This window comes from Cupriavidus campinensis, assembly GCF_905397395.1.
Classification (GTDB): Bacteria; Pseudomonadota; Gammaproteobacteria; order Burkholderiales; family Burkholderiaceae; genus Cupriavidus; species Cupriavidus campinensis.
In genome coordinates, this window is record NZ_CAJPVH010000011.1 from 96567 (window position 1) to 120978 (window position 24412).

Annotated in this window: 19 protein-coding genes; 10 read left to right on the plus strand and 9 right to left on the minus strand. The window is 67.0% G+C overall.

Annotated features, from left to right (window positions below; translation table 11 throughout):
* Positions 1 to 47: 47 nt before the first annotated feature.
* The 5 genes from KHO18_RS09675 to rpsB all read right to left on the minus strand — a co-directional run bounded on the left by KHO18_RS09675 (position 48) and on the right by rpsB (position 4459).
* Positions 48 to 818 (minus strand): isoprenyl transferase, encoded by a 771-nt coding sequence (locus tag KHO18_RS09675; protein WP_144195062.1) that lies wholly within the window; start codon positions 816 to 818, stop codon positions 48 to 50.
* 48 nt (positions 819 to 866) lie between these two features.
* Positions 867 to 1427, minus strand: a complete 561-nt coding sequence (frr, locus tag KHO18_RS09680; protein ID WP_144195060.1) for a ribosome recycling factor — start codon at positions 1425 to 1427, stop codon at positions 867 to 869.
* Positions 1428 to 1535: 108 nt separating this feature from the next.
* On the minus strand, positions 1536 to 2246 hold the full coding sequence (gene pyrH / locus KHO18_RS09685; protein WP_092297616.1) for a UMP kinase: 711 nt from the start codon (positions 2244 to 2246) through the stop codon (positions 1536 to 1538).
* Positions 2247 to 2582: 336 nt separating this feature from the next.
* Positions 2583 to 3461, minus strand: a complete 879-nt coding sequence (gene tsf, locus KHO18_RS09690; RefSeq protein WP_144195058.1) for a translation elongation factor Ts — start codon at positions 3459 to 3461, stop codon at positions 2583 to 2585.
* A 254-nt stretch (positions 3462 to 3715) separates the two neighbouring features.
* Positions 3716 to 4459, minus strand: a complete 744-nt coding sequence (gene rpsB, locus KHO18_RS09695; RefSeq protein ID WP_144195056.1) for a 30S ribosomal protein S2 — start codon at positions 4457 to 4459, stop codon at positions 3716 to 3718.
* Positions 4460 to 4794: 335 nt separating this feature from the next.
* Here rpsB and map point away from each other — a divergent pair, with 335 nt between their 5' ends.
* From map to KHO18_RS09710, 3 genes are all read left to right on the plus strand, one after another.
* Positions 4795 to 5613, plus strand: a complete 819-nt coding sequence (gene map / locus KHO18_RS09700) for a type I methionyl aminopeptidase (RefSeq protein WP_144195054.1) — start codon at positions 4795 to 4797, stop codon at positions 5611 to 5613.
* A 79-nt stretch (positions 5614 to 5692) separates the two neighbouring features.
* A complete protein-coding gene (locus tag KHO18_RS09705; protein WP_144196206.1) occupies positions 5693 to 8266 on the plus strand; it encodes a [protein-PII] uridylyltransferase in 2574 nt (857 codons plus the stop codon).
* 30 nt (positions 8267 to 8296) lie between these two features.
* A complete protein-coding gene (locus tag KHO18_RS09710; protein ID WP_144195052.1) occupies positions 8297 to 10228 on the plus strand; it encodes a pseudouridine synthase in 1932 nt (643 codons plus the stop codon).
* A gap of 49 nt (positions 10229 to 10277) precedes the next feature.
* Here the strand turns inward: KHO18_RS09710 and def are convergent, their stop codons facing one another.
* From def to smc, 4 genes are read right to left on the minus strand one after another with little or no spacing between them, the layout of a single operon-like run.
* Positions 10278 to 10811: a peptide deformylase gene (gene def / locus KHO18_RS09715; protein ID WP_144195051.1), complete on the minus strand. Its 534-nt coding sequence runs from the start codon at positions 10809 to 10811 to the stop codon at positions 10278 to 10280.
* Entirely contained in the window at positions 10808 to 12964 is a 2157-nt protein-coding gene (ligA, locus tag KHO18_RS09720; protein WP_211943077.1) for an NAD-dependent DNA ligase LigA, read from the minus strand. Before ligA ends, def begins: the two co-directional genes overlap by 4 nt.
* A gap of 11 nt (positions 12965 to 12975) precedes the next feature.
* Complete coding sequence (locus tag KHO18_RS09725) at positions 12976 to 14340, minus strand: cell division protein ZipA C-terminal FtsZ-binding domain-containing protein (protein WP_211943078.1); 1365 nt, start codon at positions 14338 to 14340, stop codon at positions 12976 to 12978.
* A 1-nt stretch (position 14341) separates the two neighbouring features.
* Complete coding sequence (gene smc / locus KHO18_RS09730) at positions 14342 to 17857, minus strand: chromosome segregation protein SMC (protein WP_211943079.1); 3516 nt, start codon at positions 17855 to 17857, stop codon at positions 14342 to 14344.
* A 450-nt stretch (positions 17858 to 18307) separates the two neighbouring features.
* On the opposite strand from smc, the gene KHO18_RS09735 reads away from it, so the two are divergent.
* From KHO18_RS09735 to prmB, 7 genes are all read left to right on the plus strand, one after another.
* Positions 18308 to 19147, plus strand: coding sequence for a ferritin-like domain-containing protein (locus KHO18_RS09735; protein ID WP_144195042.1), 840 nt, complete (start codon positions 18308 to 18310; stop codon positions 19145 to 19147).
* 75 nt (positions 19148 to 19222) lie between these two features.
* Entirely contained in the window at positions 19223 to 20428 is a 1206-nt protein-coding gene (gene dapC, locus KHO18_RS09740; protein ID WP_144195040.1) for a succinyldiaminopimelate transaminase, read from the plus strand.
* A 68-nt stretch (positions 20429 to 20496) separates the two neighbouring features.
* Positions 20497 to 21324, plus strand: coding sequence for a 2,3,4,5-tetrahydropyridine-2,6-dicarboxylate N-succinyltransferase (dapD, locus tag KHO18_RS09745; RefSeq protein WP_092297582.1), 828 nt, complete (start codon positions 20497 to 20499; stop codon positions 21322 to 21324).
* Positions 21325 to 21417: 93 nt separating this feature from the next.
* Positions 21418 to 21777, plus strand: a complete 360-nt coding sequence (locus KHO18_RS09750) for a hypothetical protein (RefSeq protein ID WP_244844656.1) — start codon at positions 21418 to 21420, stop codon at positions 21775 to 21777.
* Between the two features lie 5 nt (positions 21778 to 21782).
* Positions 21783 to 22130 carry an arsenate reductase gene (locus KHO18_RS09755; RefSeq protein WP_211943080.1) on the plus strand — a complete coding sequence of 116 codons (348 nt, stop codon included), beginning with the start codon at positions 21783 to 21785 and terminating at the stop codon, positions 22128 to 22130.
* A gap of 22 nt (positions 22131 to 22152) precedes the next feature.
* The gene (gene dapE / locus KHO18_RS09760; RefSeq protein WP_144195034.1) at positions 22153 to 23304 is read left to right on the plus strand and encodes a succinyl-diaminopimelate desuccinylase; all 1152 of its coding nucleotides are present in this window, start codon (positions 22153 to 22155) and stop codon (positions 23302 to 23304) included.
* Between the two features lie 60 nt (positions 23305 to 23364).
* Positions 23365 to 24255 (plus strand): 50S ribosomal protein L3 N(5)-glutamine methyltransferase, encoded by an 891-nt coding sequence (gene prmB / locus KHO18_RS09765; RefSeq protein ID WP_144195032.1) that lies wholly within the window; start codon positions 23365 to 23367, stop codon positions 24253 to 24255.
* Positions 24256 to 24412: the final 157 nt, after the last annotated feature.

Here is a 24412-nt window from a genome sequence, read left to right on the forward strand (position 1 = left end):
GTTTCCTTTGAAAGTGGGATCAGGACAGGCCGGTCGCGGCGATCCGCTCAGGCCGTACCAGACAGTCCGGGCGCCACCAGTTGGGCGCTGGTCCGGCCAAAGCGCCGCTCGCGCTGGCGGTACGAGGCGAAGGCCTTGTCCAGCTCGGCGGCGTCGAAATCGGGCCAGTAGGTATCGGTGAAGTACAGCTCGGAATACGCGAGCTGCCACAGCAGGAAATTGCTGATGCGCTGTTCGCCGCCGGTGCGGATGAACAGGTCGGGCTCGGGCGCATAGGACATCGCCAGATGCGGCGCCAGCACGGACTCGTCGATGGCATCCGGGTCGAGCATCGGCGAGCGCGCCAGCATCTTGCGCATGGCCTGGAGCAGGTCCCAGCGGCCGCCGTAGTTCGCGGCGATGGTCACCGTCAGGCCGGTATTGCCGGCGGTGCGGGCCTCCGCATCGCGGATCAGCTGCTGGATGCGCGGGCTGAAACGCCCGAGGTCGCCCACCACGCGCACGCGGATGTCATTGGCGTGCATTTTGACCACCTCGCGGCGCAAGGCGGTCATGAACAGGCGCATCAGGAACGAAACCTCGTCCGCCGGACGGCGCCAGTTCTCCGAACTGAACGCGAACAGCGTGAGGAACTGCACCCCGCGGGTGGCACAGGCCTCCACCACCGCGCGTACCGCGTCCAGGCCACGGCTGTGGCCTGCCACGCGGGGCAGATGACGCTGGGTCGCCCAACGGCCGTTGCCATCCATGATGATGGCAACGTGGCGGGGCACGTAGGTGGTATCGGGAACGCCGAGCGTCGAACTGATGTGCTGCATGGATTCGCGGACGGGGACGGAGCCGGCGGGGTTCCCGCCGGGCGGCCGTCAGACCGTCATGATCTCCTTCTCTTTTTCGGCCACGAGCTTGTCGATCTCGGCCACGAACTTGTCCGTCAGTTTCTGGACTTCATCCTGGCCGCGGCGCTCGTCGTCCTCGGAAATGGTCTTGTCCTTGACGAGCTTCTTGAACTGCTCCATGGCGTCGCGGCGCAGGTTGCGCACGGCTACCTTGGCACCCTCGGCCTCGCCCTTGACGACCTTGGTCAGTTCCTTGCGGCGCTCTTCGGTCAGCGCGGGCATCGGCACGCGGATCGTTTCGCCCATGGTGGCCGGGTTCAGGCCCAGGTCAGCGTCGCGGATGGCTTTTTCCACCGCGCTCACCATCTTCTTTTCCCAGGGCTGCACGCTGATCGTGCGCGCATCGGCCAGGCCGACATTGGCCACCTGGCTGATCGGCACCATCGAGCCGTAGTAGTCCACCTGGACGTGATCGAGCAGACCGGTGTGGGCACGACCGGTACGAATTTTCGCCAGATCGGCCCTGAAGGCTTCGATCGACTTCTGCATCTTCTGCTCGGCGCTCTTCTTTGTGTCGGCGACGCTCATGTTTACCTCCGGAAATCAGCCAGACAGGATCCCGCCGGACGGGATCGAAAATGAATCATTCTACTCTCAGGCCGGGCCGAATCCGCATTGTGACGCGGCCCGCCGTCGTCATACGTGCACCAGCGTACCTTCGTCTTCGCCCAGGATCACGCGCTTCAGCGCACCCGGCTTGACGATGGAGAACACCTTGATCGGCAGCTTCTGGTCGCGGCACAGCGCGAAGGCCGTGGCGTCCATGACCTGCAGGTTGCGCGAGATGGCCTCGTCGAACGTGATGGTGGTGTAGCGCGTGGCGCTGGGGTCCTTCTTGGGGTCGGCCGTGTACACGCCGTCCACCTTGGTGGCCTTGAGCACGACTTCCGCGCCGATTTCCGCCCCGCGCAGCGCGGCGGCGGTGTCGGTGGTGAAGAACGGGTTGCCGGTGCCGGCCGCGAAGATCACGACCTTGCCCTCTTCCAGCTGGCGGATGGCGCGGGGGCGGATATAGGGCTCGACCACCTGGTCCATGCGCAGCGCTGATTGCACGCGGCCTTCGATATTCGCGTGGCGCATGGCGTCCTGCAGGGCCAGCGCGTTCATCATGGTGGCCAGCATGCCCATGTAGTCGGCCGTGGCACGGTCCATGCCGGCGGCACCGCCGGCCACACCACGGAAGATGTTGCCGCCGCCGATCACCACGGCGACCTGGACGCCCAGCTTCACGATCTCGGCAATGTCATTGACCATGCCTTCGATGGTGGCGCGGTTGATGCCGAAGGCATCGTCGCCCATCAGGGCCTCACCGGAAAGTTTAAGTAGGACGCGCTTGTAGGCTGGCATGTTCACCCTCGGGCTGGTTCTTGATCGCTCGTTCGAACGGATGGATTGGCGCGCGCGGCCCGGGCTGTCGGGGCTTGTGACCCCGGCCTGGCTCAGGGCCGCACGGAAATACGGAATTGCGGGACAGCTCGAAGCCGGTTTTCGCCGTCATCTGCAGGCATCGTTACGCGAACTTCGCCCAACATGCAGGTGACTGCGGAAATCGACTGATACAGCCGCGGCGCCCGGCACGCTGCCTGGCGCGCTTGTGCAGAGGGGCACCTTGCGGCGCCCCTCGGCATTATACGGTGGCGGAATCGGCCCTTCGTGAAAAAGGCCCCTCCCCCACCCGGACGATCAGCCCTTCTGGGCGGCAGCCACCTGGGCGGCCACTTCAGCAGCAAAATCGTCCTGCTTCTTCTCGATGCCCTCGCCCACCACGAACAAGGTGAAACCCTTCACCGTGGTGTTGGCGGCCTTCAGCATCTGCTCGACGGTCTGCTTGTCGTTCTTCACGAACGGCTGGTTGAACAGCGAGACTTCCTTCAGGTACTTCTGGACCGAACCTTCGACCATCTTGGCGACGATCTCGGCCGGCTTGCCCGATTCGGCAGCCTTCTGCTCGGCGATGCTGCGCTCCTTGGCGATCAGCTCGGCGGGCACCTGGTCAGACGACAGCGACACCGGCTTCATGGCGGCCACGTGCATGGCCACGTCCTTGGCGGCGGTTTCGTCGCCGTCGAACTCGACCATCACGCCGATACGCGTGCCGTGCAGGTACGACACCAGCTTGCCGCCATTGGCGTAGCGGGCGAAGCGGCGGATCGTCATGTTCTCGCCGATCTTGCCGATCAGCGCGGCGCGGGTGGTTTCCACCGACACGCCGTCGATTTCCAGTGCCGACAGGGCAGCCACGTCAGCCGGGTTCTGCTTGGCGATCAGTTCGGCCACCTTGGCCGAGAAGGCCAGGAAGTCGTCGTTCTTCGACACGAAGTCGGTTTCGCAGTTCAGCTCGACCAGCACGCCGGTCGTGCCGTCGATGTACGAGGCCACCACGCCTTCGGCGGTCACGCGCGACGCCGCCTTGCTGGCCTTGTTGCCCAGCTTGACGCGCAGCAGCTCTTCAGCCTTGTCCAGGTCGCCATTGGCTTCCGTCAGGGCCTTCTTGCATTCCATCATCGGCGCGTCGGTCTTCGCGCGCAGTTCTGCAACCATGCTTGCGGTAATTGCCGCCATTTGTCACTCCTTGATTGGTTCGGGCCGATGTCCCACCTGCTTCCGGGACACCCGGCCGGTGTCTGATCAACTTGGGTCCGGCTCACCCGCGGCACATCGTATGCGCGGCGGATGACAACAAAGTCAGTTTCAGCTTGCGGCGCACTGCGATTCGCAGTTTGCAAAAAGGGGGCGCCAGAAGTGCCCCCTTTTCAATGTGCCGCAAGGCGGGCGCCGGTGGCCGGTGTACCCCGGCCTCAGGCGCCAGCGGGCAATCAGCCTTCCTGGACTTCGACGAATTCGTCGCCGCCACGTGCAGCTTCCACCACTTCCTGAACCGCATTGGCGCGGCCTTCCAGGATGGCGTCGGCCACGCCGCGCACGTACAGGGCCACAGCCTTGCTCGAGTCGTCGTTACCCGGGATCACGTAATCGATGCCTTCCGGCGAGTGGTTCGTGTCCACCACGCCGATCACGGGGATGCCCAGCTTGTTGGCTTCCGTCACGGCGATCTTGTGGTAGCCCACGTCCACCACGAAGATGGCGTCAGGCACGCCGCCCATGTCCTTGATGCCGCCGATGGACTTTTCCAGCTTGGCCATCTCGCGCTCGAACATCAGCGCTTCCTTCTTGCTCATGGTGTCCAGCGCGCCGGCTTCCTTGGCGGCTTCCATGTCCTTCAGGCGCTTGATCGAGATCTTGACGGTCTTGAAGTTCGTCAGCATGCCGCCGAGCCAGCGGGCGTCGACGTAGGGCATGCCAGCGCGGCCAGCTTCTTCAGCCAGGATTTCGCGCGATTGACGCTTGGTACCCACGAAAAGCACGCTGCCGCGGTTTGCTGCCAGTTGACGCACGTACTTCATCGCGTCCTGGAACATCGGCAGGGTCTTTTCGAGGTTGATAATGTGGATCTTGTTGCGATGACCGAAGATGAAGGGGGCCATCTTCGGGTTCCAGAAGCGGGTTTGGTGGCCAAAGTGGCAACCGGCTTCCAGCATTTCGCGCATGGTCACGGACATGAGAGGTGCTCCAATAGGGTTAGGTCTGAAGTCCGCCCCGACATTCCTGAAAAGGAACACCCCGGATGGGCGGACCAGCGATTTACCAATAAAATTTGCTTCCTTACCCGCCACCGGCATGAGCCAGCAGCAAGTCAGCCAGCGATTGTAGCAACAAAATGACGTCGGGCTCAAGCCCCCGGTTGCCCCCCCGCACGCCCGCCACCCCGCCAATTCTTGGCCGGCGCGCCGCCAAATCCCTGCTTTCGGGGCGCGATGGTGCGATAATCCCACTTTGCGAATCGATTACCGGCGTGGCCCGCGGCCCCGCCGTCACTTATTTCTGGCGAAGCAGCATGAGCATCCACCTGAATACCGCCGAAGACATCGCCCAAATGCGCGTGGCTTGCCGCCTTGCCTCCGAGGTCCTCGACTACATCACGCCCCATATCGTCCCCGGAGTGACCACGGGCGAACTCGACAAGCTTTGCCACGCCTACATGCGTGACGTGCAAGGCACCGTGCCGGCGCCGCTGAACTACGCGCCGCCGGGCTATCCGCCCTTCCCCGGCGCGATCTGCACGTCCGTCAACGACGTGATCTGCCACGGCATTCCGGGCGACCGCGTGCTCAAGAGCGGCGACGCGGTGAACCTCGACATCACCGTGATCACGAAGGAAGGCTATTACGGCGACACCAGCCGCATGTTCATCGTGGGCGAGGGCTCGATCCTGGCCAAGCGCCTGGCGCAGGTCACCTATGAATGCATGTGGAAGGGTATCCAGCAAGTGCGCAATGGCGCACGCCTGGGCGATATCGGCCATGCCATCCAGGTGCACGCCGAAGCCGCCGGCTACAGCGTGGTGCGCGAGTACTGCGGCCACGGCATTGGCAAGGTGTTCCACTCGGACCCGCAGGTGCTGCACTATGGCCGCCCCAACACGGGCACCGAGATCAAGACCGGCATGATCTTCACGGTGGAGCCGATGATCAACGCCGGCAAGCGCGACATCCGCACCATGCCCGACCAGTGGACCGTGAAGACGCGTGACCGCAGCCTGTCCGCCCAGTGGGAGCACACCGTGCTGGTGACGGACACCGGCTACGAGGTGCTGACGCTGTCGGCCGGCTCGCCGGTGCCGCCGGCCTTCATTACCGAACCCGTCGCGGCCTGACGCCGCGTTGACCGCCAGGGCGCCGACCGCGGCGCCCTTTCTACTTCCAGCCGTGCCCGCGACCCACACCGCCTCCACCATGGACACCACGCCGGAACTCCTGCTTTGCCAGCGCATCCGCGACAAGCTGCGCGCCGACAAGCAAGCGCTCTTCGCCGAATTCGACGCGCACAACCAGGTCAATCCGCTGGTCACACGGCTGCGCCGCGCCGTGGATGCCGCGCTGATCGACGCCTGGACCGGCCTGGAGTTGCCCGCCAGCGCCGCACTGGTAGCGGTGGGCGGCTATGGCCGTGGCGAGCTGTTCCCGCACTCCGACGTGGATGTACTGCTCCTGCTGCCGGCCGAGCCGGACGCGGAGATGGCGGGCAAGCTGGAGCGCTTTATCGGCCTGTGCTGGGACCTGGGACTCGAGATCGGCTCGTCGGTGCGTACCGTCGACGACTGCCTGCGCGAGGCGGCGGCGGACATCACCATCCGCACTTCACTGCTCGAGGCGCGCCTGCTGATCGGCAACAAAGCGCTGTTCGCCGACATGCACCGGCGCTATCTGGCGGACCTCGACGCCGCCGACTTCTTCCAGGCCAAGCTGCTGGAGATGCGCCAGCGCCACGCCAAGTACCAGGACACGCCGTACGCGCTGGAGCCCAACTGCAAGGAAAGCCCGGGCGGCCTGCGCGACTTGCAGGTGATCCTGTGGATGACGCAGGCGGCGGGCCTTGGCGACAGCTGGAAGGAATTGTTCGAGCGCGGCCTGCTGACCGAGCGCGAGGCGCAGGAACTCACGCGCAACGAGCGCCTGCTGCGCACGATCCGCGCGCGGCTGCACCTGCTGGCCGGCCGCCGGCAGGACGTGCTGGTGTTCGACCTGCAAACCGCGCTGGCCGAGTCCTTCGGCTATCGGCAGACCACCCACAAGCGCGCCAGCGAACAGCTGATGCGCCGCTTCTACTGGGCCGCCAAGGCGGTGACGCAGCTCAACAGCGTGCTGCTGCTCAATATCGAGGCGATGCTGTTCCCAAGCGAATCCAAGGTCACACGCGTGATCAACGACCGCTTCGTGGAACGCCAGGGCATGCTGGAAATCACCAGCGACGACCTGTACGAGCGCGACCCGCACGCGATCCTGGAGACCTTCCTGCTCTACGAGCGCACGCCAGGCGTGAAAGGCATCTCCCCGCGTACGCTGCGCGGGCTCTATAACGCGCGCACGGTCATGGACGCGAGCTGGCGCAACGATCCCGAGAACCGCCGCCTGTTCCTGGCCATCATGCAGGAACCGCAGGGCATCACCCACGCGCTGCGCCTGATGAACCAGACCAGCGTGCTGGGCCGCTACCTGATCAATTTCCGGCGCATCGTCGGCCAGATGCAGCACGACCTGTTCCACGTCTACACCGTGGACCAGCACATCCTGATGGTGGTGCGCAATATCCGCCGCTTCGCCATCGTCGAGCACACGCACGAGTTCCCGTTCTGCAGCCAACTGATGGCCAGCTTCGACCGTCCATGGGTACTCTGGGTGGCCGCGCTGTTCCATGACATTGCCAAGGGCCGGGGCGGCGATCACTCCAAGCTCGGCACGGTCGATGCGCGCCGCTTCTGCAAGCAGCACGGCATTTCGCGCGAGGACACTGACCTGATCGCCTGGCTCGTGGAGCATCACCTGACCATGAGCCACGTGGCGCAGAAGCAGGACCTGACCGATCCGGACGTGGTCAAGGCCTTCGCCGGCGTGGTGGGCAACGAGCGCTACCTGACCGCGCTCTACCTGCTGACCGTGGCCGATATCCGCGGCACCAGCCCCAAGGTGTGGAATGCCTGGAAGGGCAAGCTGCTCGAAGACCTGTACCGCATCACGCTGCGCGTGCTCGGCGGCGCGCAGCTCGACCCGCACTCGCTCTGGGCCCAGCGCCGCGACGACACCATCGCCCAGCTGCGGCTCAAGGCGTTCGACCCCGAACTGGCCAAGCCGCTCTGGGACAAGCTCGACGTCTCGTTCTTCCTGCGCCACGACGCGCGTGACATCGCCTGGCTCACGCGCCACCTGTTCAACAAGGTGGATAGCGACACGGCGGTGGTCAAAGCGCGCATCTCGCCGGCTGGCGAGGGCCTGCAGGTGGCCGTCTACGTCAAGGACCAGCCGGACCTCTTCGCGCGCATCTGCGGCTACTTCGAACGCAAGGCGTTCTCGATTCAGGACGCCAAGATCCACACCACGCGCCACGGCTACGCGCTGGACACCTTCCAGGTGACCGACCCCGGCCTGGCGGGCGACTACCGCGACATCCTCGCTTTGGTCGAACACGAACTGGCGGAACGGCTGCGGCTGGAGTGCCCGCTGCCCGATCCGGCACAGGGCCGGCTGTCGCGCCAGTCGCGCAGCTTCCCGATCAAGCCGCGCGTGGATTTGCGGGCTGACGAGCGCGGGCAGTTCTACCTGCTGTCCCTGTCCGCCAACGACCGAACCGGCCTGCTCTACGCGATTGCCCGCGTACTGGCCAAACATCGCGTGTCCGTGCATTCGGCGCGCATCAACACCCTGGGGGAGCGCGTCGAAGACGTGTTCCTGGTCGATGGCAGCCGCCTTGCCGCCGACAACCGATTGCAGATTCAGCTTGAACAGGATTTGCTCGACGCGCTAGCCATCTGATGGCAACGCGGGTCGGGCAAACGCAACGATATGACAGACAGCAAAACGCCCGGCCGCAAGACGCTGGGCATCAAGACCGCCACGTCCACCTCGGACGCGCCGCGCAAGCCCACGCGCCCGGTGCGCGTCTCCGACCTGAACCGCAAGCGCGTGCAGGACGTGGTGACGGGCATCAAGGAGGCGCGGGAACGCGCCGGCGAGCGCAACAAGCGCAAGGCCGCCCCGGCCGAGGGTGCCGCGCGGCCTGATCGGGCTGATCGTGGAGAGCGCCCGGCGCGCCCGGCCCGTCCGCGCCCCGAGGGCGATCGGCCGCCGCGCCGCTATGGCGACGACGAGCGCCGCCCGCCCCAGCGTGGTTTCAGCGGCGATGACCGCCGTCCGCCCCAGCGTGGCGCCGGCGGCGACGACCGTCCGCCCCGTCCACGCCGTTTCGGTGATGACGAAGCCCGCCCGCCGCGCCGGTATGGCGATGACGAGCGCCGCCCGCCGCAGCGTGGTTTCAGCGGCGACGATCGTCGTCCCCCGCAACGCGGCTTCAGCGGCGATGACCGCCGACCGCCCCAGCGCAGCTTCGGCAATGACGATCGCGGCGCGCCGCGTCCCCGCCGTTTCGGTGACGACGAAGCCCGCCCGCCACGCCGCTATGGCGATGACGAGCGCCGCCCGCCGCAACGCGGTGGCTTCGGTGGCGACGACCGTCGTCCCCCGCAGCGCGGTTTCAACAGCGACGACCGTCGCCCGCCCCAGCGCGGCTTCGGCAATGACGATCGTGGCGCGCCGCGTCCCCGCCGTTTCGGTGACGACGAAGCCCGCCCGCCGCGCCGTTATGGCGATGATGAGCGCCGTCCGCCGCAACGCGGTGGCTTCGGTGGCGACGACCGTCGTCCCCCGCAACGCGGCCTCGGCGGCGATGACCGCCGTCCGCCCCAGCGCAGCTTCGGCAATGACGACCGCGGCGCCCCGCGTCCGCGCCGTTTCGGTGACGACGAAGCCCGCCCGCCACGCCGTTATGGCGATGACGAACGCCGTCCGTCGCAGCGTGGTGCCGGTGGCGATGACACGCGCCGCCCTGCCGCGCCGGCCCGCCGCTTCAGCGACACCGCCGACCGTGCGCGTCCGGTCCGTACCGAACGTCCGGCACCGCGCGCCGAGGCACGCGAGCCGGTCCGGCAGCAGGCGGAGGCCAATGACGACGGTCTCATCCGCCTGTCAAAGCGCATGTCCGAACTGGGCCTCTGCTCGCGCCGCGAGGCGGACGAGTGGATCCCGCGTGGCTGGGTGCTGGTAGACGGCAAGGCCGTGACCGAACTGGGTTCGCGCGTCCGCCCCGACGCCGAGATAGAGATCCTGCAGGCCGCCCGCTCCGAACAGGGCGAGCGGGTGACCGTGCTGATCAACAAGCCCGTCGGCTACGTCTCAGGCCAGGCCGAGGACGGCTACGAGCCTGCCGCCGTGCTGTTCGCGCCCGAGAACCAGTGGGCCGAGGACCCCACCCGCAAGCGCTTCCAGCCGTGGCAACGCAAGAACCTCGCGCCGGCGGGCCGTCTCGATATCGACTCCACCGGCCTGCTGGTGCTGACGCAGGATGGCCGCGTAGCGCGCGCGCTGATCGGCGACGACTCGAATGTGGAGAAGGAATACCTGGTGCGCGTGGTCTGGGAATCGCCGGAAGGTCCGGTCGAGCGCAATATCAGCGCCGTGTTCCCGGCGGATGAGATCGAGCGGCTGCGTCACGGCCTGTCGCTCGATGGCGTGCCGCTCAAGCCGGCCAAGGTGAGCTGGCAGAACGAGGAGCAGCTGCGCTTCGTGCTGCGCGAAGGCCGCAAGCGCCAGATTCGCCGCATGTGCGAGCAGGTGGGACTGCGCGTGGTAGGCCTGAAGCGCGTGCGCATGGGCCGCGTGGTGCTGGGCGATCTGCCGCCGGGCCAGTGGCGCTTCCTGGGCGCATTCGAGAAGTTCTGACGCCAGATGGTGCCTCCCTCGCCGGCAAGCGGTGAGGGAGGCCGCCGCCTCAGTCGTCGTAGTTCGCCGGCAGGTCCGGGAACAGCACCTCGGTGAAGCCGAAGCGCGTGAAGTCCTTCACCCGCATCGGGTACAGCACGCCGATCAGGTGGTCGCACTCGTGCTGCACCACGCGGGCATGGAAGCCATCGGCCACCCGCTCGATCCGGTTCCCCATCGGGTCGAATCCCGAATACTTCAACCGGGCATGGCGCGGCACCACGCCCCGCAGCCCCGGCACCGACAGGCACCCTTCCCAGCCCTCTTCCATCTCGTCGGAGAGCGGTTCCAGCACCGGATTGATCAGCACCGTCTTCGGCACCATCGGCGCGTCCGGGTAGCGCGGATTGCTGTCGAAGCCGAAGATCACCACCTGCAGGTCCACGCCGATCTGCGGCGCGGCCAGGCCGGCGCCGTTTGCGTGTTCCATGGTGTCGAACATATCGTCGATCAGCACGCGCAGCTCGGGCGTGTTGAACGCGGTCACGGGCCGCGCCACCTGCGTCAGGCGCGGATCTCCCATCTTCAGAATGTCACGGATCATTGCGCGTCCTCCGGTTGTGCGCCCGTGGCGTCCGCCAGCAACGCCAGCATGCCATCCTCGTCGATCACCGCCACGCCAAGCGCCTGCGCCTTCTCAAGCTTGCTGCCCGCCTCGGCACCGGCCACCACGTAGTCGGTCTTCTTCGACACCGAGCCAGCCACCTTGGCGCCGGCCGCTTCCAGTCGCTCCTTTGCGTCCTCACGCGAGAGCGTCGGCAGCGTGCCGGTCAGCACGAAGGTCTTGCCGGCCAGCGGCAGCGGCGCGCGGGCGGCGGGCTCGCTCTCCGGCCAGTGTACGCCGGCGGCGCGCAGCTGCTCGACCACCTCCACATTGTGCGGCTCGCCCAGGAAGTTGGCGATCGACTGCGCCACCACCGGCCCGACGTCGTTGACTTCCAGCAAAGCGGCCTCGTCGGCGGCCAGCAGGTTGTCCAGCTTGCCAAAGTGCTTGGCAATATCCTTGGCCGTCGCCTCGCCCACGTGGCGGATGCCCAGCGCGAAGATAAAGCGGTTCAGCGTGGTGCTGCGCGACTTGTCGATGGCCGCCACGAGGTTCGTGGCCGACTTGTCGGCCATCCGGTCCAGCGCGGCCAGCTTCGCCACGCCAAGCTTGAAGAGATCCGCCGGCGTGCGGACGATGCCCTGGTCGACCAGTTGCTCCACCACCTTGTCGCCCAGGCCCTCGATGTCCATTGCGCGGCGCTGGGCAAAGTGCAGCAGGGCCTGCTTGCGCTGCGCGGCGCAGATCAGGCCACCCGTACAGCGGGCGATGGCCTCGTCCTCCAGGCGCTCCACGTGCGAGCCGCACACCGGGCAGGTGGTCGGCATGACAAACGCGCGCGCGTCGGCCGGGCGCCGCTCCAGCACCACGGCCACCACCTCCGGAATCACGTCGCCGGCACGGCGCACGATCACCGTATCGCCGATATGCACATCCTTGCGGCGGATCTCGTCCTCGTTGTGGAGCGTGGCGTTGGTCACGGTCACGCCGCCCACGAACACCGGCGCGAGCCGCGCCACGGGCGTAATGGCGCCGGTGCGGCCCACCTGCACCTCGATGTCCTCGACGGTCGTGGTCATCTCCTGCGCCGGGAACTTGTGCGCCAGCGCAAAGCGCGGCGCGCGCGAGACGAAGCCAAGCTGCTCCTGCTCGGCAATGGCGTTGACCTTGTAGACCACGCCGTCGATGTCGTACGGCAACTGGTCGCGGCGCGCCCCAATATCGCGATAGAAGGCCAGCAGGCCCTGCGCACCCTGCACCACCTGGCGCTCGGCGCAGACCGGCAGGCCCAGCCCGGCAAAGCCGTCGAGCATCACGCTGTGGGTGGCGGGACGGTCCGCGCCCTGCAACTCGCCAATCCCGTAGGCGAAGAAGGACAGCGGCCGCTTGGCGGTGATGCGCGGGTCCAGCTGCCGCAGGCTGCCGGCGGCGGCGTTGCGCGGATTGACGAAGGTCTTCTCGCCGGCCTCGGCCTGGCGTTCATTGAGCTTGTCGAACTCGGCGCGGTACATGAAGACCTCGCCGCGCACTTCCAGCACGGCCGGCGCCTTGCCGCGCAGCTTCAGCGGAATCGCCTTGATGGTCCGCACGTTGGCGGTCACGTCCTCGCCGGTCTCGCCGTCGCCGCGCGTGGCGGCCTGCACGAGCCTGCCGTCCTCGTAGCGCAGCGACATCGCCAGGCCGTCGAACTTCAGTTCGCAGGCGTATTCCACGGCCTGATCGGTCGCCTCGGCGGCGCTGAACAGGTCGTGGCCGTCAGCTGGCGCGGGCGCGGCGGTCCGGCCCAGCCCCTGGGCGCAGCGGCGGTCGAAATTGACGACATCTTCGTCGGCGAAGCCATTGTTCAGCGACAGCATCGGCACGCGATGCCGCACGGAATCGAACGCGGACAACGGCGCGCCGCCCACGCGCTGGGTGGGCGAATCGTCGGTCAGCAGGTCGGGATGCTCGGTCTCCAGCGCCTGGAGTTCGCTGAACAGCGCGTCGTACTCGGCGTCCGGAATCGACGGATCATCGAGCACGTAGTACTGGTAGGCGTGGCGTTCGAGTTCATCGCGCAGCCATTGCACGCGCGCGGTAGCGGCGGCATCGGCCGGCAACGCACCGGCGGGCGCGGAGGCCGGAGCCTGCGCGCCTTGAGTCTTGGCGGTCATGGCAGGCTTCCTTACAGGCTGAACAGGCGCTGGGCCGCCGATGAGCCGGCGGGCATGCCGCGCGCCTCGAGCTTCTCGTACAGCTTTTCGAGTTGGGCGAAGATCGCCACGAACGATGCCTCGGTCAGCGGCCGCATGTTGTCGTCCACAAGCTGGGCGCCCATGCGCTGGGCCAGGCTGTAGCCGTACTCGCACACGGTCTTGAACGGCTTGACCGCCTGCGCGGCCTGCGGCACGTCCAGCAGCAGCGTGATCTGGCGTCCGGCGTTGACGGTCAGGTCGTCGCGCAGGAAGTTCGTGTCGCCGAACTGGAGCGTGAACAGCGGCTTCTGCACGCCATCGGCGCCCGGTTCATAGCGGATGAAGCGCGTGCCGTCGCGGGACAGCACCAGCCCGTCCTGCGTGGCCACGGTCTGCACATAGGCCGCCGACCAGGGCGCGCCATCGGAAATCACGTTCACGCCCAGTTGCACATCGGCGCCGGCGGCAAAGCCGTCCAGTTCCCGGGCGTTGGCGACGGTCTCGGTCATGTCAGGGAGGTCCGCCGACGCATCGAGCGCCTCGGCCAGCGCCTCCACGGCGTTGACGAACTCGGAGAACTCCAGCGCGTTCAGCGGGCCGCTGCGGTTGGCCAGTTGCACGGCGACCTGGATGTCCTCGTACTGGTGGCCGGCGGTTACCGGCTCCCAGGCGTTGGCTTCGGCACGCAGACCCTCGATATGGACCTGCTTGGTGCCGGCGCGGCGCAGCCGGCCCGTCAGCGGCAGGATGCGGTCGCCAGACGCCTTGCGTTCGAGGTGCATCGGCACAATGCAGTCGATCAGCGGGTCGATCACGGCCTGCGCCGGCTGGCCGTCCATCGCAGCGGGGGCGGCCGCCGGGGTGGCGGGCTTCGGGGCCCGCGCCGCCATGGTGGTGGTCTGGGCCTGAGCGCCGTCCTCGTCGGCTTGCTCGTCCCGGCTGGCAGCCGGCACCATGGCCGGCGATGCCGCCACGGCCACTTCGTCGGCGACGATCTCGTCGGCATCCGCCGAACCGGCGGCTGCATGTGCGGCGGCCGTGGCCACCTCGGCCACCTCGGCGTCGTGGTTCGATTCCTGGCGGGCGGCCGGCTTCACCTCGGGCCTGGCCACTTTGCCGGCCTCGCCCAGCGTGGGCTCGCGCCGCGTAATGTGCTCGGGCGGCAGTTCCTGCAGCTTGGCAGCCGTCTCGGGATGCACGGTCTTGCCCACCACCGGCTCGCGCATGGGCGGCAGGTCGTCTTCGGGCATCAGCGGCCGCACGCGGCGCGCCTTGTGGATCTGCCAGCGGTTGTACGCCACCAGCAACAGCAACAGGATGACACCCGCGATGATCAGAGCGTTTTGCAGTTCCATCTCAAGCGGCCTCCGCCATAGACACTGCTGCATCCATATCCACCGCCACGATCCGCGACACGCCTTGCTCCTGCATGGTCACGCCGATCAGCTGATGGGCCATCTCCATCGCAATCTTGTTGTGAGAAATAAACACGAACTGGGTCTTGTCGGACATGCGCGCCACCATGTTGGCGTAGCGCTCGGTATTGGCATCGTCAAGCGGCGCGTCCACCTCGTCCAGCAGGCAGAACGGCGCGGGGTTCAGCTGGAACATCGCGAACACCAGCGCAATCGCGGTCAGCGCCTTCTCGCCGCCGGAAAGCAGGTGAATCGTCGAGTTCTTCTTGCCCGGTGGCTGGGCCATCACCTGCACGCCGGCATCGAGGATTTCCTCGCCGGTCATGATCAGGCGCGCCTGGCCGCCACCGAACAGCTGCGGGAACAGCTCGCCGAAATGATGGTTGACCTGGTCGAACGTGCCTTGCAGCAGCGCGCGCGTTTCCTGGTCGATCTTGGCGATGGCGTCCTCGAGCGTGTTGATGGCGTCGTTCAGGTCGGCCGACTGGGCGTCGAGGAAGGTCTTGCGCTCGCGCGCGGCGGACAGTTCATCGAGCGCGGCCATGTTGACCGGGCCCAGCGCGTTGATCGCATTGTTGATGCGCGTGACTTCGCCTTGCAGGTAGGACGGCTTCAGCTCGGCGGTCAGCTTCTCGGCCAGCGCCACCTCGTCGACCTGTGCGGTCGTCAGCTGCTCGGTGAACTGCTCCTGGTTCAGGCGCGCGGCCTGCTCCTTGAGCTGCAACTCGGTGATGCGGTCGCGCAGCGGCTGCAGGCTGCGCTCGGCGGCCAGGCGCTGTTCGTCGAACTGGCGCAGCTGTGCCGACAGCGCATCCAGCTCGATGCGCGCCGCCGACAGCTTCTCTTCCTTCTCGGCGCGCACTTCCAGCGCCTCTTGCAGGCCGGTGTGGGCGGTCTGCTCGTTGATGGTTTCGAGTTCGACGCGCGCGTTTTCCAGCGATTCGGCGATGCGCTCGGACTGGTCCGCCGCCATCTGGATGTTGCGGCGCAGTTCGTCGATGCGGCCGGACAGGTTGCGCTCGGCGAACACCGCCTCCTGCGCGGCCCGTTCGAAATCGCGCAACTGCTGGCGCGCGCCGGTCAGCTTGCCGTCCAGCGCCTCGAAGGCCATCTGGTGGTCTTCGTGGGCCGCCTGCATCTCGGCCAGCTGGGTGTCGTGCTGCTCGAAGGTCGCCTCGGACTCGGCACGCACGGCGCGCTGTTCCTCGATCTGGGCCTCGATCTCCGCCAGTTCCTCGCGGATCTGGCCGCTCCGGGCGGAGAATCGCTCCATCGCCTGCGACAGCTTGAGCACGTCCATCTGCAACGTGTGCACGCGCCGCGTGGCCTGCTCAGCGCGGGTGCGGGCCTCGGCCAGCGCCTGGCTGGCCTGGGTGTAGGCCGACTCCGCGCGCACGGCCTGGGTCTTGGCCTCGTCGGACAGCAGCATCTGCGCGCGCGCCTGCTTCTGCAGGTTTTCGATTTCCTGTTCGCGGGCCAGCATGCCGGCCTGCTCGGAATCGGCGGCGTAGATCTGGATCGCGTTGCGGCCCACCAGGTGGCCTTCGGCAACGACGAACTGCGCGCCTTCCGGCAGCGTGCCGCGCCCGGCCAGTGCCTGCGCCATGTCGGTGGCGGTGTAGATGTCGGCCAGCCAGTCCTGCATGACGGCGCGGATGCCCGGCTCGGTGATCTGCACCAGCGACATCAGCGGGCGCAGCCCGGCGGGCGCCTCCACGGGCCGCGCAGCGGACGGCGGCGAGTAGAACGCGAGCTTGGCGGGCGGCGCATCGGACAGGAAGGCCTTGACCCAGTCCAGATTGGACACTTCCAGTGCGGCCAACTTCTCGCGCAGCACGGATTCGAGCGCGTTTTCCCAGCCCGGCTCGATATGCACCTTCTTCCACAGGCGCGGCAGCTCGGCCAGGCCATGGCGCTCCAGCCACGGCTGGACCTTGCCCTCGGTCTGCACGTTTTCCTGCAACTGGCGCAGCGCGGACAGGCGGGCTTCCAGCGCGGCGATGGCGGCGGCTTCGCTCTGCACGCGCTCCTGCGCGCTGCGGCGCTCGGCGTCCAGGCGCGGCACGCGGTCCTCGCTGTCCATCAGCACGGCCTGGGCTTCCTCGAGCATCGCTTCCTGCTCGGCCAGCTCGCCGCGTTGTTCTTCCAGCCGGGTCTCGTCGGGGCGGTCGAGCCCCTTGTCTTCCAGCGACAGGCGTTCCTTGCGCTGCTCCAGCTGCTGGAGCATCTGGTCGGCGCTGCGCTGCTGGGCGGCCTCGAGCTTCAGCGTCTGCTCGGCCTGCATGATGCCGGCGCGCTGCTCGTTCAGCAGTTGCTGGGCGTCGCGCCACTGGCCTTCCAGCGTCGGCAGTTCGTCGGACTTCTGCGCCACGGCGTCCTGCGCCTCGATGGTGCGGGCCTCGGACAGGGCCAGGTTTTCCTCGGCCTGGGCCAGTTCCTCGGTGGCCTGCTCGGCCTTGCCCTGCCATTGCTCGCGCTGGGTGGTCAGGGCGGCAATCTGCGCCTGCACGCGGTTGCGCGACTCCACCACATAGCGGATCTCGGCCTCGAGCTTGCTGACCTCGGAGTTGGCCTCGTACAGCGCGCCCTGGGCGGCGTGCATGCCGTCCGACGCGGCGTAGTGCGCCGCGCGCATCGTCTCCAGCTCGGCTTCCACATGGCGTAGCTGGGCGGTCTGGGCTTCCAGGTCGATTTGGGCCTGCTCGATGGCGCGCGCATGGCGCTCCTGCTCGGCCTGGGCCTCGCGCTTGCGCAGCAGCCACAGCAGTTGCTGCTTTTCCTCGCCGTCGGCCTGCAGGGTCTTGAAGCGCTGGGCTACCTCGGCCTGGCCTTCGAGCTTGTCGAGGTTGGCGCCGAGTTCGCGCAGGATGTCTTCCACGCGGGTCAGGTTCTCGCGCGTGTCGCCCAGGCGGTTTTCGGTCTCGCGGCGGCGTTCCTTGTACTTGGAGACGCCGGCGGCCTCTTCCAGGAAAATCCGCATGTCATCGGGCTTGGCCTCGATGATGCGCGAGATCATGCCCTGCCCGATGATGGCGTAGGCGCGCGGCCCCAGGCCGGTGCCCAGGAAGATGTCCTGGATGTCGCGCCGGCGCACCGGCTGGTTGTTGATGTAGTACGAGGAGGTGCCGTCGCGGGTCAGCACGCGCTTGACGGCCACTTCGGCGTACTGGCTCCACTGGCCGGCGGCGCGGCCTTCGGCGTTGTCGAAGACCAGTTCCACGCTGGCGCGCCCGGCCTGCTTGCGCGCGGTGGAACCGTTGAAGATCACGTCCTGCATGGATTCGCCACGCAGTTCGGACGCGCGTGACTCACCCAGCACCCAACGCACGGCGTCGATGATGTTGGATTTGCCGCAGCCGTTGGGACCGACGATGCCGACCAGTTGGCCGGGCACTTGAAAATTGGTGGGATCGACGAAGGACTTGAAGCCCGCCAGCTTGATCGAGGACAGTCGCACGGTTGTCGTGTGGTTTGGGCGTTACGAATGTTGGAAAAGCCGGGCTGCCCCGGAGGCGCTCGACGTGACGTGACGTCAACGTCTCATGCGACCCATTGGGGCCCGATAGATTGGCGGTAATCATACCATCGCGGACCGTTCGTCCGGCCGCTTTATCGCCCGATGGGCACCGTTTCCGACGCCTCATTCCCGACCCAGAAAATCCTTGCTTTTCCGCGAGTTGCGTCTATTCATGCAAGCGGTTTCGAGGTGCACGCTGCGTGCCCGCAACACCGTGATGCGACGCCCGCGCGACAAATCCAGCGGAAACTTCCTAGGGTTAGTGCTAGTCTCTTGGAATGCCGGCGTGACCCCGGAGCCCCTCCGGAAAGAAGCGCCCTCCCCGCCGCTCGACCGTCATCCGGCCGTCACACGCCGCCTGCAGGTCGCGATTTGCCTGGAGATCCGTGCATGACCGCAACCCCAGCGACCCCGGAACGGGACGACCTGCCCTGGTCCGTGTCCGACATCGACTACGCGTCCATCGACGCGGAGAAGGTGCGCAACAACCGCACGCTGTTCTATCTGCTCGCCGCGGCATCCTTTATCGAAAGCGGCTCCGACACCTACGCGGGCAACCTCGCCATCTACTACGCCCATGTGCCGGAGGCCGCCACGTGGCTCGCCCGGCACTGGGAATCCGAGGAATTGCAGCACGGTTTCGCGCTGCGCCGCTACGTGGAGCACGTCTGGCCGGAATTCGACTGGCCGCGCGGCTACCAGCGCTTCTTCGACGAATACAGCCAGACCTGCTCGATCGACAATTTCGAGCGATCGCACGCGCTGGAGATGGCCGCGCGCTGCGTGGTGGAAACCGGCACGGCCACCTACTACCGTGCCCTGGAGCAGGCCAGCGACGAGCCGGTGCTGCGCGACCTGACCCGCCGCATCGCCAACGACGAGGTGCGCCACTACAAGCATTTCTTCCGTTATTTCAATGCCTTGAACGGCCAGGAGCGGATCGGGCGCGCCCGGGTGCTGGGCGCGCTGGCGCGGCGTTTGCTCGAAATCAAGAACGAGGATGCCGAGATCGCGCTGCGCAACGTGCTGCGGGTGGAGCGCAACCAGGAAGACGTGCCGGAGCAGGACGTGCGCGCGCTGAACTCCCAGTGCAGCGCCGTGGTGCGCCGGAACCTGCCGCTCGAGATGACCGTCAAGATGCTGTTGCGTCCGCTGCACCTGCACGCCGGGCTGGAGCGATTCATCCGCCGCCCGCTGGTGGCCGCGGTCTCGCGGGTGATGCTTTATTAAGCGAAGCCGGCACGCGGGGCGGCGGCGGCATTCCTTTATAATGCCGGGTTTCAACCGCCCCGCCTGCCTGCCACCGTGAATCCGCGCCTCGACCTGCTCCAGACCTATCCTTTCGAGAAACTGCGCGTGCTGGTGGCGGACGTCAAACCCGCCGACAAGCCGGCCATCAGCTTCGGCATTGGCGAGCCCAAGCATCCGACTCCCGAATTCATCAAGCAGGCGATGACCGCGTCGCTGGCCGGACTGGCCAGCTACCCGAGCACCGCCGGCACCGACGCGCTGCGCCAGGGCATCGCCGGCTGGCTGGAGCGCCGCTACGGCCTGCCGAAGGTTGACGCCGCCACTGAAGTCCTGCCCGTGACGGGCTCGCGCGAGGCGCTGTTCGCCTTCGCCCAGACCGTGGTGGACGCCAGCCGCCCCAACCCGCTGGTGCTGTGCCCGAACCCGTTCTACCAGATCTACGAAGGCGCCACGCTGCTGGCCGGCGCCCGGCCGGTATTCGCCAACAGCGACCCGGCGCGCAACTTCGCGCCCGCGTTCGACCAGATCGGCGCCGAGACCTGGCAGGACGTGCAGTTGCTGTACGTCTGCTCGCCCGGCAATCCCACCGGCGCCGTGATGTCGCTGGCGGACTGGAAGCAGCTGTTCGAGTTGTCCGATCGCCACGGCTTCGTGATCGCCTCGGATGAGTGCTATTCCGAGATCTATTTCGACGAAGCCAACCCGCCGCTGGGCGCGCTGGAAGCCGCCCATAAGCTGGGCCGCGGCTTCGAGCGGCTGGTGATGTTTTCGAGCCTCTCCAAGCGCTCCAACGTGCCGGGCCTGCGCTCGGGCTTCGTGGCCGGCGACCCGGCAATTCTCAAGAAATTCCTGCTATACCGTACCTACCACGGCGCGGCCATGAACCCTGCCGTGCAGGCGGCCAGCGTGGCCGCGTGGAACGACGAGGCCCATGTGCGCGAGAACCGCGCGGCCTATGTGAAGAAATTCAGCGCCGTCACGCCGATGCTGGCGGAAGTGCTCGATGTAGCACTTCCCGATGCCGCGTTCTATCTCTGGGCCGATGTCTCGCGCACCGGTCTGTCCGATACGGACTTCGCCGTGCGCCTGCTGGCCGAACAGAACGTGGCCGTGCTGCCCGGCAGCTACCTGGCGCGTGACGCCCATGGCGTGAACCCGGGCAGGAACCGCGTGCGGATGGCCCTGGTGGCCACGCCGGACGAGTGCGTGGAAGGCGCGCGCCGGATCGTCGAATTCTGCAAGTCGCTGGGCGGGCGCTGACCCCTTCCCGGCGGACCAAGGTTATTACCTGAACAATCACCTGAACCATCACCACTAAAGAAACGACCATGACGCAAGCACTGCAAGCCCTGATCGACCAGGCGTGGGAAGACCGCGCCAGCCTGTCGCCCAAGTCCGCCCCGAACGACATCCGCGAGGCGGTGGCCAACGTGATCTCCCAGCTGGACGCCGGCGCCCTGCGCGTGGCCGAAAAGCAAGGCAAGGAATGGGTCGTCAACCAGTGGATCAAGAAGGCCGTGCTGCTCTCGTTCCGCCTGGAAGACAACGCGCCGATGGCCGCTGGCGGTTTTGCGCAGTTCTACGACAAGGTGCCGACCAAGTTCGCCAACTGGACCGGCGACGACTTCGCCCGCGCCGGCTTCCGCGTGGTGCCGCCCGCCGTGGCCCGCCGTGGTTCGTTCATCGCCAAGAACGCCGTGCTGATGCCGTCGTACGTGAACATCGGCGCCTATGTGGATGAAGGCACGATGGTCGATACCTGGGCCACCGTGGGTTCGTGCGCGCAGATCGGCAAGAACGTCCACCTGTCGGGCGGCGTGGGCATCGGTGGCGTGCTGGAGCCGCTGCAGGCCAACCCGGTGATCATCGAGGACAACTGCTTCATCGGCGCGCGCTCGGAAGTGGTGGAAGGCGTGATCGTGGAAGAGAACTCGGTGATCTCGATGGGCGTGTACCTGGGCCAGTCGACCAAGATCTATGACCGCGAAACCGGCGAGATCCACTATGGCCGCGTGCCGGCCGGTTCGGTGGTGGTGGCCGGCAACCTGCCGTCCAAGGATGGCAAGTACAGCCTGTACTGCGCCGTGATCGTGAAGAAGGTGGACGCGCAAACCCGCGCCAAGACCAGCCTGAACGATCTGCTGCGCGGCGACTGATCCACGCAAGCCGCCGCAACGCCGCCGGCCATCCTCGTCGAGGGTGGCCGGCGGCGAACCGATTCGCCCATGCCTTCCCTCCGCAAGCGACTCATGGCCCTAGACCCCGCCACTGTCAGCACCGTGCTCTCCCTGCTCCCTACCATCCTCGACCAGGCCAACAAGACCATCGAGAAGATCAAGAAGGGCCGCCGCAAGGACGAGCCGGACATCGGCGGCACGATGGAGCCGCGCGACCCCGCTGCCCGCATCGCCGAGCTGGAGATGGCCGCCATGCAGCAGGCCGAGGCCGTGAAGCTGCTGGCCGAGCAGCACGCCATCACCATCGAGGCGCTGCGCAAGGAAGCCGCCCGGCTGGACCGCCGCCTGCGGCTGATGACCGCCGTGGCCATGACCGGCGTGGCGCTGGGCCTGGGCGGGCTGGTCATCGCCCTCAACCTGCTGTTCCGATAATCACCATGACTGTCCTGCTCTACGGCATTCCGAACTGCGACACCGTCAAGAAGGCACGCACCTGGCTCGACACGAACGGCGTGCCGTATACGTTCCACGACTTCAAGAAGCAAGGCGTGGACGAAAAGCTGCTGCGCGCCTGGCTCAAGCACGTGCCGCTGGCTACGCTGCTGAACAAGAAGGGCACCACCTACCGCGCGCTGTCCGACGCGGACAAGGCCAGTGCCGAGTCCGATACCGGCGCCATCGCGCTGATGCAAACCAGCCCGTCCCTGATCAAGCGGCCCGTGCTGGACCGCAACGGCCAGGTCAGCGTGGGGTTTTCCGCCGACGGCTACGCCGCACTTTTCTGAATTTTCCTGCCGCCACCGCAACATGAACCCCACCCTCGCCCTGACCGAAGACCTGATCCGCCGCCGCTCCGTCACGCCCGCTGACGAAGGCTGCCAGGCCGTGCTGGAATCCCGCCTGAAGGCCCTCGGCTTCGTATGCGAAAACCTCGTCAGCGGCCCGGACGACTTCCGCGTGACCAACCTGTGGGCGGTGAAGCGCGGCACGGCGGGCACGGCAGGCAAGCTGCTGGCCTTCGCCGGCCATACCGACGTGGTGCCTACCGGCCCGGTGGACCAGTGGCAGTCGGACCCGTTCCAGCCCACCCACCGCGACGGCAAGCTCTACGGCCGGGGCGCGGCGGACATGAAGACCTCCATCGCCGGCTTCATGGTCGCCGTGGAGGAATTCGTGGCCAAGCATCCGGCCCACGCCGGCTCCATCGCCTTCCTGATCACCAGCGACGAGGAAGGCCCGGCGCATGACGGCACGGTGAAGGTGGTGGAGGCCCTCAAGGCGCGCGGCGAGCGGCTGGACTACTGCGTGATTGGCGAGCCGACCTCGGTGGACACCCTCGGCGACATGGTCAAGAACGGCCGGCGCGGCTCGCTGTCCGGCAAGCTCACGGTCAAGGGCGTGCAGGGGCATATCGCCTATCCGCACCTGGCACGCAACCCGATCCACCTGGCCGCGCCGGCGCTGGCCGCGCTGGTGGGCGAGACCTGGGACCAGGGCAACGAGTACTTCCCGCCCACCACCTGGCAGATGTCGAACATCCACGGCGGCACCGGCGCGACCAACGTGATTCCGGGCCACGTGACCATCGACTTCAATTTCCGCTTCTCCACGGCGAGCACGCCGGACGGCCTGAAGGCCCGCGTGCATGCCATCCTCGACCAGCACGGGCTTGAGTACACGCTCGACTGGACACTGGGCGGCGAACCGTTCCTGACCCCGCGCGGCGACCTGTCCGACGCGCTGAGCGCCGCCATCGCGGCCGAGATGGGCGTCAAGACCGAGCTGTCGACGACTGGCGGCACGTCCGACGGGCGCTTTATCGCCAAGATCTGCCCGCAGGTGATCGAGTTCGGCCCGCCCAACGCGAGCATCCACAAGATCGACGAACATGTGGAAGTGCGCTTCATCGAGCCGTTGAAGAATGTCTACCGCGGCGTGCTGGAACGGCTGATCGCCTGACCGGCCGCGACGACGGGGGCCCTGGCGGCCCCTTTTCTTATCCTTATTGTGGTGTCTCCCATGGCCTCCTCCCCCCTGCAAACCGTCCGCGACCTGCTGCGCCTGGCGGTCTCGCGCTTCACCGCCACCAAGCTGTCCTTCGGCCACGGCAGCGCCAATGCCTACGATGAAGCGGCCTACCTGGTGCTGCATACGCTGAACCTGCCGCTCGACACGCTCGACCCGTTCCTGGACGCCCGCCTGCTGCCCGAGGAAGTGCAAGCCGTGCTCGACGTGATCGAGCGCCGCGTGACCGAGCGCGTGCCGGCCGCCTACATCACGCACGAGGCGTTCATGCATGGCCTGCGCTTCTACGTGGACTCCCGCGTGATCGTGCCGCGCAGCTTTATCGGCGAATTGCTCCAGGAAGGCCTGGAGCCGTGGCTGGGCGAGACCGACGGCATCACCACCGCGCTGGAACTCTGCACCGGCTCGGGCTGCCTGCCGATCATCGCCGCGCATGTCTGGCCAAACGTCCGGATCGACGCCGTGGATATCTCCCCCGACGCCCTGGCCGTGGCGCGCCGCAACGTGGCCGACTACAAGATGGGCGAGCGCATCGCGCTATATGAAGGCGATCTGTACGCGCCGCTGCCGTCCGGCGCCACCTACGATGTCATCCTGACCAATCCGCCGTACGTCAACGAGCAGTCGATGCGCGACCTGCCGCCGGAGTACCTGGCCGAACCGCGCATCGCGCTGGCCGGGGGCGACGATGGCATGGACGTCGTGCGCCGGATCATCGCCGGCGCGAAGCAGCGGCTCAATCCGGGCGGCGTGCTGGTGGTGGAGATCGGCAACGAGCAGGCGAACGTCGAGGCGGCCTTCCCCGACCTGGACATCATCTGGCTCCCGGTCAGCGCCGGCGACGAGCAGGTGTTTTTGGTGACTTACGACGCACTTCCTGGCTGAAATCCCTCGCCGCCCTAAAATTTTGTGTGGAAAATGCGGCCGAAATATAAATTCGGTTCGTTCAGCGCGAATTTGGTGGGCGGCCGGGCCGCGAAACGACCGCTTATCTACGTTTTTCGCGCCCTCCCTAAAAAAAAGTAGACAACCTGACCTCCAA